Raw genomic sequence first — 12201 nt, 5'->3', positions numbered from 1 at the left:
TAAATGAGTCGTATTGAAGCCTGCTTTGCTGCCATGAAGGCAGAGGGACGTAAAGCGATTGTCCCTTATGTAACCGGTGGTGATTCAAACCCAAGCGTTACCGTGCCTCTAATGCATGCACTAGTTGAAGCGGGAGCGGATGTCATTGAGTTGGGTGTGCCTTTCTCGGATCCAATGGCCGATGGCCCCGTGATTCAGTTAGCCTGTGAGCGTGCCCTTGAGCACGGCACCAGTTTGACCGATGTATTGGCAATGGTTGCTCAGTTCCGTGAACAGGATCAGACAACACCGGTGGTTCTAATGGGCTACCTTAACCCTATCGAAGTGATGGGCTACGAAACCTTTTCTAAAAACGCTAAAGCGGCAGGTGTCGATGGTGTGCTAGTGGTCGATATGCCACCGGTTGAGTCTGCTGGCCTAATGGCGGCAATGAAGGCTGAGTCACTTGATATCATCTTCCTCATTGCACCGACAACCTCTCCAAAACGTCGTAAGGCGATCTGTGAGCAGGGCAGTGGTTATCTCTACTATGTATCCGTTAAAGGTGTGACTGGATCAAAAGCATTGAATGTAGATGAAGTAGGGGCCTACATCAGCGATATGCGCCAGGATACAGATCTGCCGATCTGTGTAGGCTTCGGTATCCGTGATGGTCAGTCTGCTGCAGCCGTCTCTAAAGTATCCGATGGTGCCATTGTCGGTTCCGTGCTGGTTAATCAAATTGCAGAACTGGCAAACACGCCAGGGAAGATTCCTGCTGCAGTTGCAGGTATAGTTAAAGAAATGCGTCAAGCGATCGACGCTTAAGTCGATCATTTAGGGAGTACCATGAGTAACTGGTTGGAAAAGATCGTACCGTCACTGGCACGTAATGATGAGAAAAAACGCAACAGCATTCCAGAAGGGCTTTGGGAGAAGTGTCCAAAGTGTGAAAGTGTGCAGTACAAGCCAGAGTTAGATAAGACCTTACATGTCTGCCCTAAATGTGATCATCACCTACGTATTGGCGCCCGTCAGCGTTTGAACTACTTCCTTGATGAAGGGTCAACGAAAGAGATTGCAGCTGATATTGAGCCAATCGATCGTCTTAAGTTCAAAGACTCTAAGAAATACAAAGATCGTCTAACGGCTGCTCAGCGCGATACCGGCGAGAAAGACGCATTGGTTGCGATGAAGGGTACCTTAGAGGGCAACCCAGTTGCTGCGGTCGCTTTCGAGTTCCGTTTCATGGGTGGTTCAATGGGTACAGTTGTAGGTGAGCGCTTTGTACGTGCTGCTGAAGTCTCATTGGCTGAGGGTATTCCTCTGGTCTGCTTCTCTGCTTCAGGCGGTGCTCGTATGCAAGAAGCGCTATTCTCCCTTTTTCAAATGGCTCGTACATCGGCTGTACTTGAAGAGATGCGTACCAAAGGTATCCCTTTCATCTCTGTGTTAACTGACCCTGTCTACGGCGGTGTCTCTGCCAGCCTTGCTATGCTGGGTGATTTGAACGTTGCTGAGCCTCGTGCACTGGTTGGCTTTGCAGGTCCACGTGTTATCGAGCAGACCGTTCGTGAAAAACTTCCTGAAGGGTTCCAGCGCAGTGAGTTCCTTCTAGAGCATGGGCAAGTTGATATGATTATTGAGCGCGGTGAGATGCGTAGCCGTCTTGCTAAAATGCTTCGTCAAATGCAGGGCCAGCCTGCTCAACAACTCGCCGACTAAGCGCTCAGAAGACGATTGGGTTATGAGCAAATTGAGCTCAACTAACAGTTTGGAAGAGTGGCTCGAAGTCATTGAGGCCGCTCATCCGTCTGAGATTGATTTGGGTTTAGATCGTGTTGCTGAAGTGGCCGGTCGCCTGAATCTGGATTTTTCTCGCAGTAAAGTCATCACTGTAGCGGGTACCAACGGTAAGGGTTCAACCTGCGCGATGTTGGATTCTATTCTTCGCGCATCAGATTTTACCACCGGTGTCTACAGCTCCCCTCATTTTTTAAACTACAATGAACGGATAAAGATCAACGGATTAGATTCATCTGATGAAGTCATTGTTGATGCATTTTGTCGGATAGATCAAGCTCGAGAAGAGATCTCTTTAACCTACTTTGAGTACGGCACACTGGCTGCGCTGATCATCTTTTCAGACCTGGCTCTTGATTATGTGATTTTAGAAGTTGGGCTCGGCGGGCGATTGGATGCCGTTAACATTGTCGATGCTGACATCGCTGTGATTACCTCCATTGCGTTGGACCATATTGATTGGTTGGGCGACGACATCGAGTCCATCGCGCGCGAAAAAGCGGGTATTTTTCGACCTAATAAACCAGCGGTCTGTGCGATGTCACCGGCAGCTCGATCGATTGTTCAACACTCGGCTGAACTGAATGCTCCGCTCTACCAATTTAACCAAGATTATCGATTAGATGACGCTCAGAAGGTCTGGAACTGGTCGGGTGTCGATCTGAAGGGTGAGCATATCGCTTACTTTGATCTGCAAGTGCCTCCTTTGCCACTGATTAATGCTGCGACTGTCCTGCAAGTATTGACGCTGATTGCTCCTGAGGTTTCCATTGAGTCGATCGCTAGTGGATTAGAGAGTGTACATCTCACCGGTCGCATGCAGAGTGAAACAATCGGTGTAACCGAGTGTCTGCTCGATGTGGCACACAATCCGCAAGCGGCTGAGTACTTAGCGGATCGATTGCAGCAACAGCCAAAGCCGTCGAAGCGAACCCTAGTGCTGGGTATGCTTAATGATAAAGATCGACAGGGTGTGATTGAGGCACTGAGGCCGATCACCGATGAGTGGTACTTGGTTTCACTACAAGGACCGCGCGCCAGTCAAGCTGAAGAGCTTGTGAATCTGGTTGGGGCAAACAACCCTCATCAATGTTTCGCGTCTGTATCCGAGGCGCTTGATCAATTATCAAACTCTACTTCAGAGAGTGAGCAGGTTCTGATCTGCGGCTCTTTTCTAACCGTTACGGAGGCCCTGAGTTGGCTCAAGACGCATTAATTCAGGCAAGTATTCGCCGTCGATTGTTAGGGTTGGGAGCGCTCTTGGTAATCTCACTCTCTATCGCTCCGCTGATCTTCGATGCCGCAGGCTATAAAGAGCGTAAAATTGTGGATCGTATTCCTCCTGCACCGACCTTGCCGCCCGTTATGGAAGCGGCTCCAGCGGTTGTTTTGGATGATACAATCAACGAACCCGAGGTGATTAACGAGCCAGCGCCAGTGGCTCAGCCCGTTGTGATAAAAGCACCCCCTGTAGAGGTGGTCGAAAAGATGAAGCAACGTGCTCCTGAAGAGGTCTCGCCGGCAGAAGATATGCCAGCTTTGGATGAGAACGGAATTCCGGCGGCCTGGTCTTTACAGTTAGCAAGTTTCAAAGATGAGCGAAATGCTAAGTCTCTTCGCGCTGATCTGACAAAAGCGGGATACAAGGTCTATATCCGTCGTGCCAACGACCTAGTTCGTGTCTACATCGGCCCAGAAATGCAACGTACCCGTTTAGAGTCGCTAAAAGAGTCGATCAAAGAGCAGTACTCATTGGATGGTATGATTGTGCGCTTTACAACTCAGTAAGCGATGATAAATAGATCAAGAGTTCATTGGGTAAACCGATCCACTCTGATAAAATGCAGCTGTTTTTAACTTTGGATAGAGAAGATGATCTGGACTGATTGGCTAATTATCGGCATCGTTGCCGTGTCCAGTCTATTAAGCCTCAAGCGTGGATTCGTGCGAGAAGCTCTATCACTTGTCACTTGGGTCAGTGCTTTTATAGTGGCGCGTCTGTTTTCAACCAGTCTGAGTACCTATTTGGTTGATTACATCGAGACCCCATCCCTCCGTATGTTGGCAGCCTTTGCCGCTCTATTTGTATTAACACTGATCGTGGGTGCCCTTGTCGGTAAATTGATTACCGCATTGATCAGTGCAACCGGTTTGTCTGCAACCGATCGTATCCTTGGAATGGGCTTTGGTGCCGTTCGTGGCGGTCTGGTTGTTGTTGTCATTGTTGCTCTGTTGGGGCTAACCCCAGCCGTTGAGGATCAATGGTGGAAAGATTCTCAGCTCATTCCTCACTTCGTTTTGATGGAGGAGTGGACCAAAGAGACTGCAAAAGAGATAGGTGGTGTAATCTGGACACTCAGCAGTGATCCAGCCAGCGCCAGTGCCGTGAATTAGTTCGATATAGGTAGATCGGATGTGTGGAATAGTTGGCATCGTAGCCAAAACCTATGTTAACCAGACAATTTTTGATGCGTTAACAGTCCTACAACACCGTGGCCAAGATGCTGCGGGTATGGTTACTTGTGAAGGTAACCGCTTTTATCTGCGTAAGGATAATGGCTTAGTCAACGAAGTCTTCCGTACACGACACATGAAAAAACTGAATGGCGAGATGGGTATTGGCCACGTGCGCTACCCAACAGCCGGTAGCTCAAGCTCAGCAGAAGCTCAGCCATTCTATGTCAACTCACCTTACGGTATTGCGTTGGCACACAACGGTAACCTAACCAACTCTGAGCAGTTGGCTGATGAGGTGTTCCGTTCTGATCTTCGCCACATCAATACCACCTCTGATTCAGAAGTGTTACTGAACGTTTTTGCCCATGAGCTGCAGTTGTTGGGCAAGTTACACCCAACCTCTGAAGATATCTTCAACGTCGTGGAAACGGTCCATAAGCGTTGTCAGGGTGGTTATGCCGTTGTTGCGATCATCACCGGTCTGGGTCTGGCCGCTTTTCGTGATCCTTTTGGCATACGCCCACTGGTTTACGGTAAGCGTGAAACCGAAGCAGGCGTTGAATACATGGTGGCCTCAGAGAGTGTTGCGTTGGATACTGCCGGCTTCGAGATGGTGCGTGATGTGGCGCCTGGTGAAGCGATCTTCATTACTCAAGAGGGTGAGATCTTTACCAAGCAGTGTGTTGAAACACCCGTGCTTGCTCCTTGTCTGTTTGAGTACGTCTACCTAGCTCGTCCAGACTCGATCATTGATGAGACACCGGTTCACAACGCGCGCATGGCGATGGGTGTGAAATTGGCGGATAAGGTGCGCCGTGAGTTCCCAGAGCACGATATCGACGTCATCATTCCAATCCCTGATACCAGCCGTACAGCGGCACTTGAGATGGCGAAAAGCCTGAAAGTGACCTACCGCGAAGGCTTTATCAAAAACCGTTACATCGGCCGTACCTTCATCATGCCTGGGCAGACTCAGCGTAAGAAGTCGGTTCGTCAAAAACTGAACCCGATTCAATCTGAGTTTAAAGACAAAGTGGTTATGCTGGTTGATGACTCTATTGTACGTGGTACTACGTCCGCTCAGATTGTTGAAATGGCACGTGATGCAGGTGCGCGTAAAGTCTACTTTGCCTCAGCAGCCCCTGAAGTTCGTTACCCCAACGTATTCGGTATCGACATGCCCAGTGCCAGTGAGTTGATTGCACATGGTCGTACTGCGGAAGAGGTGGGTAAAGAGATCGGTTGTGATTGGATGCTCTACCAAGATCTTGATGATCTAAAAGCCTGTGTCACAGATCTTAACCCTGCGATTACTCAGTTCGATACCTGTGTCTTCAATGGCGAGTATGTCACTGGAACAGTGACCAGCAGTTACCTTGATAACATCGATGCTAAGCGCAACGACGGTGCTAAGGCGAGTGCTGATGATGAACAGACCGAAGGAAACGAGTCTACCAACCTACATAAAGCTTTTTAAGGATGAAGCATGGGAAGTAAGCAGTTCGAACGACCTGAAAGGATTCAGTTCAGTGATGATCACTACGCGGTAGAGACGCTCGCAGTTAGAGCGGGTCAGTGGCGTAGTGAAGAGGGTGAACACTCCGACGCAATCTTCCCAACCTCTAGTTTTGTCTACAGCTCAGCAAAAGAGGCTGCTGATACCTTTGCCGGCAACATCGAAGGCAATGTCTACTCACGTTTTACCAATCCAACGGTTCAAGCCTTTGAGCGTCGTATTGCGGCGCTAGAGGGTGGGGAGCGCGCCATCGCGACCAGTTCAGGGATGGCGGGCATTATGAGTCTCTGTTTGTCATTAATGAAACAGGGCGATCATGTGGTCTGTTCTCGCTCTGTGTTTGGTTCAACCGTATCACTATTTGAAAAGTACGTGAGTCGAGCGGGGATCGAAACGACCTTTGTTGACCCTAAAGATTTAACCGCATGGCAAGCGGCCGTGCGCCCTACAACCCGTATGTTCTTCTTAGAGACGCCTAGTAATCCTTTAGCCGAGGTGACGGACATACAGGCCGTTGCTGACGTGGCACATGCAGCGGGCGCTAAGTTGGTGGTGGATAACTGTTTTCTAACACCCGCTTTGCAAAAGCCACTGTCGCTCGGCGCGGATATTGTCATGCACTCGGCTACTAAACACCTTGATGGACAGGGGCGTGTTGTCGGTGGCGTTGTGGTTGGTTCAGACGCTGATATGGAAGAGGTGTTCGGGTTTATCCGAACAGCGGGCTCTTGTCTGAGTCCATTCAACGCATGGGTTTTCCAAAAAGGCTTAGAGACACTTCCACTGCGAATGAGAGCGCACAGCGAGGCTGCACTAGAGATTGCACAGTGGCTAGAGGCCCAGCCTAAAGTAGCGAGAGTCTACTATTCAGGTCTCGCTTCGCATCCACAACATGAACTGGCTGCTCGTCAGCAATCAGGATTTGGTGCGGTACTTGGATTTGAAGTTGCGAGCGATACCCTGAGCCAGCAAGAGGCGGCTTGGTCGTTTATCGACGCAACCGAAGTCATCTCGATTACCGGTAATCTAGGCGATGTTAAGAGCACAATCACTCACCCTGCAACGACGACTCACGGACGTATGTCAGCTGAAGCTCGTGCAGAAGCGGGTATTCAAGATAGCTTGATTCGTCTCTCTGTAGGCCTAGAGAACGTTGACGATCTCAAGCGCGATCTACAGCGTGGCTTAGACGCCATTTAAAATCGACTTTTATGCGTCTGATTGTTGCGCCGATGGAGGGCGTTGTTGATTACAGCATGCGTCGCCTCATCGCTCGAGTGGGCGGCGCCGATCAGATGGTCTCCGAGTTTGTGCGCGTTAACGACACGCTGCTTCCCCCTAAAGTCTTTCATAAACTGATCCCAGAGCTGAAACAGGATTATTGCGGTTACGGCGATACCCCTCTGGTTGTTCAGTTATTGGGTTCTGATCCTGAATCCCTGGCTAAAAATGCTTTAACTGCACTTGAGTTGGGCGCGCCTGCGATTGATATGAACTTCGGCTGCCCCGCCAAAACCGTTAATAAGAGTAGGGGTGGATCGATTCTCCTTAAGGAGCCCGAGGTCGTTCATGATGCCGTTAAAGCGGTGCGTGATGCGGTTCCTAGCCATATCGAAGTCAGCGCTAAAATGCGCCTAGGGTATGAAGACAAATCATTGGCAATCGATAATGCGCAGGCGATCGAAGCGGCTGGTGCGAGCTATCTTACTGTGCATGCCCGCACAAAGGTAGAAGGGTACAAACCGCCGGCACACTGGGAGTGGATCGCCAAGATTCGAAATGCGGTCTCGATCCCGGTGATTGCCAATGGCGAAGTCTGGAACGTCGAAGACTATGACCGATGCCGAGAGGTCAGTGGGTGTGAGGATGTCATGATTGGGCGAGGCTGGGTCGCTAACCCACTGCTACCGCTTCAGATTAAAGATAGAAGCTACCCGACCGATTTGGATGAGTGTTGGCAGCTGCTAAAGCCGAATATCCTTGAGTTTTATGATGATGTCTTCTCGTTAATTGAAGAGCGTCATGTGCATGGTCGTATTAAACAGTGGTGCAATATGCTGGGCTGGCACTATCCGCAAGCCAAAGAGCTATTCCAAGAGCTAAGAACCGAGCGGGATGCTGTGAAGATTGGGGATGTTCTTAAAAGCCGACTCCAGTAATCAGTTTTGGCTTTCATAACAGATCGCGGTTTATCGCTTCGCGCTAATTCGCTCCTACATCTCGTGACGGTGACTGGCTTTCAGCCTGTCATCCGCTGGTAGATTTTGCTCTATCTTCTGGAAGAAGCGGCAAGGGTCGATGACAGGCTGAAGGCCAGTCACGGTTAAAAAACGCGGCAAATGCCGCGTTTTTTTAAGTCTATTCTTAGCTAATCTCAATCCGACGAGCTTTCATCGCTTCTGGAATTTCACGGATCAATTCAACGTGAAGCAGTCCATTTTCCATCGACGCATTTTCAACGCGGACGTGATCGGCTAGTTGGAATCTGCGCTCAAAGTTACGGGCTGCGATGCCTTGGTAGAGGTAGGTACGCTCTACTTGATCTTCCGCTTTGTTACCACGAATCACTAGGTTGCCGCTCTCGCTGGTAATCTCAATCTCTTCGCGAGTAAAGCCGGCTACAGCCATAGTAATGCGGTAAGAGTTCTCTCCGGTCGCTTCGATATTGTACGGAGGGTAAGCTGATTGTTCGCTTCGGTTAGCGGTATCAATCATGTTGGCTAGGCGATCGAAGCCAATTGCTGAACGGTATAGGGGTGTTAGGTCAAAATTACGCATGGTCATATCCTCAAATTAAGCAATATGTAGTTCAAAGTTAAACCACCCAAGCGGCGTGGTTAGGAAGTGCAGTACCTCATGGTCACTGCCTACATAGATTATTTGGGGATAGTAACTAGAAAATTCAAGAGCGGAATTTAACTGAATCGCGACCCAAGGGAGTAGGGTAAAAAGGGTCGCGATTAATAGAGATTAATCAGTGGGTTGTTTCGTTACCGAACTGATCCACATCATTGGTGATCTCGACATCGACGTTAGCACTTGGAATCTTATAGTCGTAGACACGCTCCCAGCCTTCGGATTCAGGTGCACGCTCCCAGACAGTGCCAGCGTTGTACTCAAGCAGGGGCTCTAAGGAGGGGTCTATTTTCACGACTTTCTCTGTGGGCATGGGAATCATATTCACCTGTTCGTTGGCTAGAAACTCATCATCTTCATACCCAGTGAATAGTCGCCATCCGGTATCATTTAGATGCTCAGGGACGGTTTTATACATAAAACGAACCGGCAACTTTTCATCAATTACTAAACGAGACATCAGTGTTAAAAAGCCATTTTTGGTCTGGTTGGTTTCACCTTGGTAGGGCTTGTTGTCATCGTTGCTCATAATGGATCCTAGTAGTCTGTTTTCTTTTTGAATTCACACAAATCTTCAATGTTACAGGCGCCACATCGAGGCTTTCTAGCGACGCAGACATAGCGGCCATGCAGTATCAACCAATGGTGGGCATCGATTAAATACTCCTTTGGCACAAGGCGCAGCAGTCGCTTCTCGACCTCTAATACATTTTTACCTGGGGCGATCCCGGTCCGGTTGGAGACACGGAATATATGGGTATCAACTGCCATGGTGGGTTGGCCAAAGGCGGTATTTAGAATGACATTGGCGGTCTTGCGTCCAACGCCTGGGAGCGCTTCAAGATCTTCTCGGTTGTCTGGAACCACTGAGTTATGAAGATCGACCAGCATATGGCAGGTCTTCATCAGATTCTCAGCCTTGGTATTGAATAGGCCGATGGTCTTAATTTTCTCTTTAAGCCCTTCAATGCCCAAATCAATGATCGCCTGCGGTGTGTTGGCGATAGGGAATAGCTTGCGAGTCGCTTTGTTCACTCCAACGTCAGTAGCCTGAGCCGATAGAAGCACGGCTGCCAGCAGCTCAAACGGCGAACTGTACTCTAGTTCGGTTGTTGGATGTGGATTGTCCGCTTTTAGTCGCTCGAAGATCTCGATGCGTTTTAGTTTGTTCATCGCTTAGCCTGTTACGCGGACCCGTTTCGAACCCGTACTTACGGGAGCTTCGGTTGGCTCAGGGATTGGTTGTCGCTCTTTGATTCGCTGATCAATCAGGTTTTTCAGTGCGATCAAAAGGCCTAAACCGAGGAATGCGCCCGGCGGTAGAATGGCAAATAGGAAGTTAGGGTAGTCATCTGCCAGTGTAATATGCCAGTTCGTTGCCATCTCTCCGAATAGAAGATCCATGTTGGCAAACAGAGCACCGGTGCCCAGTAGCTCACGCATCGCGCCGAGAATGACCAAGACCAGCATAAAGCCAATCGACATAAAGAAGCCGTCAATAAACGACTCTTTGATCGCATTTCGAGAGGCAAAGGCATCGGCGCGACCCATAATCACGCAGTTGGTGACGATGAGCGGAATGAAAATACCCAAAATGGTATAGAGTTCATAAGTGAAGGCCTGCATCAGTAATTCGATGGCGGTGACAAAGGCGGCAATAATCATCACGAAAATGGGTAGACGAACCGTTTCAGGTGTTAGCTTGCGGAACAGTGATACCGTCAAGTTGCTGCCGGTCAGAACGACCAGTGTCGCCAATCCAAGTCCTAGCGCGTTAACCACCGAGTTGGTGACGGCGAGTAGTGGACAGAGTCCAAGTAGTTGAACCAGGGCTGGGTTGTTAGTCCATAACCCATTCTTAATCAGTGTCTGTGTTTCACTCTGCATAGCTCTTCTCACGATTCGCGGGTGACAATAACAGATTCTTGTGGGTCTCAAAGTAGTCTAACGCAACGCTGGTTGCTTTGACGACAGCCCTAGGTGTGATCGTTGCACCGGTAAATTGATCAAATTGACCGCCATCTTTTTTCACGGCCCAGTTTGAATCATCTTGACCCTGTCGACGAGTCCCTCTGAAGCTTTCTATCCAATCTGATTTAGCTCTATCGATTTTATCGCCAAGCCCTGGGGTCTCTTTGTGGGAGATGACTCGCACACCAGCAATGGAGCTGTCCGCATTGATTCCGACAATCAGATCAATGTCGCCAGAGTAACCCTGAGAGGAGGTGACCGGTAAAATAACCCCCACTACCTGATCGTTTTGTATCGCTTGGTAACCAGTGGTCCCAGTCTCGACGTTCAGCTGTCCTGCATCCAGTTCAATGCGATGGTCATACAGCTGTTCATCAATGCTCGCAGGGAAGATCTCATAGAGTGCCTTCGATTCAGCTTCACGAACGTTGGCATCAATACGATCGACCGTCGTCACTTGGGTAATGGCGATCACAGCAGCCGACAAAACGGCAAATAGACCAATACCAACCGCGCTCTTAGAGATGGATTGAGTGGTGGTAGGGTTCTCATTGATCTCCATACTCACTCTCCTTTGGGTCCAAGACGTGCACGTTTATGGCCGTAACTACGCGGTTGGGTGTAGTGGTCGATCATTGGCGCCGCTAGATTCATTAGAAGAACCGAGAAAGCAACCGCATCAGGATAGTTACCCCAGGTTCGAATAATGAAAATTAACAATCCGATACCCATACCAAAAACGATTCGACCGCGGTTACTGGTAGCGGATGAAACCGGATCCGTAGCGATAAAAAACGCCGCTAACATAGTGGCACCCAGTGTTAGGTGATTAAACGGGTCAACAAAATTACTGGGATCGACACCATAAGCGATGGCACTCACCAAGCCTAGGGTGACAAGAATGCTGACAGGGGTATGCCAAGTGAATACCTTTTTGTAGATCAGGTAGATGCCACCCATAAACCATGCGGCCGAAAGGGCGTGATAGGCTGCGGCACCCTCAATCAAGGTTTGATTGCTGCGCCACATCTCTTCTGTCGTAAAACCATCACGGTTGCGCAGAATATCCAAAGGGGTCGCCCCGGTGTAGGCATCCATCATCTGTGATGATCCGGCAAAGATCAGTGACAGTGACTCCGATATAGCTGGAATGGACCAACCCTCACTGCCACTTAATACGTAGGGAAGGTTCCAACTGGTCATCTGAACCGGGAATGAGACCAGCAGTAGGGCGTAGGCGACCATTGCTGGATTAAAGGGATTATTACCAATGCCGCCATAAACCTGTTTAGCAAATAGAATCGCAACAAACATCCCAACAATACCGATCCAGAGCGGTGCTGAGGGCGGTATAGAGACTGCTAATAGAAGTGCCGTTACCGTGGCGGAATAATCACCTAGGTAGCGTGAAATGGGCAGTCCGCGCATCTTCAGAGCAAGCGCTTCAAACGCGAGCCCTGAGGCTAGGCAGATCGCAACCTGAATCAAAGTACCCCAACCGAAGAAGAGGGTCAGCGCGAGTATGCCTGGAATCATCGCCAGAATGACTAGCTGCATGACACCAGAGCTGGTATTGCTGCGGGTAACGTGGGGTGAACTCATCCGTATCAGTGACATCT

14 protein-coding genes are annotated in these 12201 nt (G+C 49.5%); 8 read left to right on the top strand and 6 right to left on the bottom strand.

The annotated features are described in order from the left end of the window. Positions 1–3 precede the first annotated feature (3 nt). From trpA to XMG59_RS01120, 8 genes are all read left to right on the top strand, one after another. On the top strand, positions 4–807 hold the full coding sequence (gene trpA, locus XMG59_RS01155) for a tryptophan synthase subunit alpha (RefSeq protein WP_173484486.1): 804 nt from the start codon (positions 4–6) through the stop codon (positions 805–807). A gap of 21 nt (positions 808–828) precedes the next feature. After that, positions 829–1704 (top strand): acetyl-CoA carboxylase, carboxyltransferase subunit beta, encoded by an 876-nt coding sequence (gene accD, locus XMG59_RS01150; RefSeq protein WP_173498075.1) that lies wholly within the window; start codon positions 829–831, stop codon positions 1702–1704. A gap of 22 nt (positions 1705–1726) precedes the next feature. Beyond that, positions 1727–2998: a bifunctional tetrahydrofolate synthase/dihydrofolate synthase gene (gene folC / locus XMG59_RS01145; RefSeq protein ID WP_173480841.1), complete on the top strand. Its 1272-nt coding sequence runs from the start codon at positions 1727–1729 to the stop codon at positions 2996–2998. Then, entirely contained in the window at positions 2980–3570 is a 591-nt protein-coding gene (locus tag XMG59_RS01140) for an SPOR domain-containing protein (protein WP_217362025.1), read from the top strand. The genes folC and XMG59_RS01140 overlap by 19 nt, the downstream gene beginning before the upstream one ends. 84 nt (positions 3571–3654) lie before the next feature. After that, the gene (locus XMG59_RS01135) at positions 3655–4176 is read left to right on the top strand and encodes a CvpA family protein (RefSeq protein ID WP_173480842.1); all 522 of its coding nucleotides are present in this window, start codon (positions 3655–3657) and stop codon (positions 4174–4176) included. A gap of 19 nt (positions 4177–4195) precedes the next feature. After that, entirely contained in the window at positions 4196–5716 is a 1521-nt protein-coding gene (gene purF / locus XMG59_RS01130; RefSeq protein ID WP_173480843.1) for an amidophosphoribosyltransferase, read from the top strand. A gap of 9 nt (positions 5717–5725) precedes the next feature. Next, the gene (locus tag XMG59_RS01125; RefSeq protein ID WP_173498074.1) at positions 5726–6955 is read left to right on the top strand and encodes an O-succinylhomoserine sulfhydrylase; all 1230 of its coding nucleotides are present in this window, start codon (positions 5726–5728) and stop codon (positions 6953–6955) included. 11 nt (positions 6956–6966) lie between these two features. Then, positions 6967–7914 (top strand): tRNA-dihydrouridine synthase, encoded by a 948-nt coding sequence (locus XMG59_RS01120; RefSeq protein WP_173482435.1) that lies wholly within the window; start codon positions 6967–6969, stop codon positions 7912–7914. A 205-nt stretch (positions 7915–8119) separates the two neighbouring features. Here XMG59_RS01120 and XMG59_RS01115 read toward each other — a convergent pair whose 3' ends face one another. The 6 genes from XMG59_RS01115 to XMG59_RS01090 all read right to left on the bottom strand — a co-directional run bounded on the left by XMG59_RS01115 (position 8120) and on the right by XMG59_RS01090 (position 12199). Continuing rightward, complete coding sequence (locus tag XMG59_RS01115; RefSeq protein WP_173480846.1) at positions 8120–8533, bottom strand: Hsp20 family protein; 414 nt, start codon at positions 8531–8533, stop codon at positions 8120–8122. A gap of 196 nt (positions 8534–8729) precedes the next feature. Continuing rightward, the gene (locus XMG59_RS01110; protein WP_173480847.1) at positions 8730–9140 is read right to left on the bottom strand and encodes a DUF2185 domain-containing protein; all 411 of its coding nucleotides are present in this window, start codon (positions 9138–9140) and stop codon (positions 8730–8732) included. Between the two features lie 8 nt (positions 9141–9148). Next, complete coding sequence (gene nth / locus XMG59_RS01105) at positions 9149–9784, bottom strand: endonuclease III (RefSeq protein ID WP_173480848.1); 636 nt, start codon at positions 9782–9784, stop codon at positions 9149–9151. A gap of 3 nt (positions 9785–9787) precedes the next feature. Beyond that, a complete protein-coding gene (locus XMG59_RS01100) occupies positions 9788–10498 on the bottom strand; it encodes an electron transport complex subunit E (RefSeq protein WP_173480849.1) in 711 nt (236 codons plus the stop codon). Beyond that, entirely contained in the window at positions 10488–11144 is a 657-nt protein-coding gene (gene rsxG / locus XMG59_RS01095) for an electron transport complex subunit RsxG (protein WP_173480850.1), read from the bottom strand. Before rsxG ends, XMG59_RS01100 begins: the two co-directional genes overlap by 11 nt. Positions 11145–11146: 2 nt before the next feature. Then, the gene (locus tag XMG59_RS01090; protein WP_173482436.1) at positions 11147–12199 is read right to left on the bottom strand and encodes an RnfABCDGE type electron transport complex subunit D; all 1053 of its coding nucleotides are present in this window, start codon (positions 12197–12199) and stop codon (positions 11147–11149) included. Between the last annotated feature and the right edge of the window lie 2 nt (positions 12200–12201).

This window comes from Marinobacterium sp. xm-g-59 (assembly GCF_013283315.1).
Taxonomy (GTDB): Bacteria; Pseudomonadota; Gammaproteobacteria; order Pseudomonadales; family Balneatricaceae; genus Marinobacterium_E.
The sequence above is the reverse complement of the archived record's forward strand: the minus strand, read 5'-3'. Positions and strand labels throughout refer to the sequence as shown.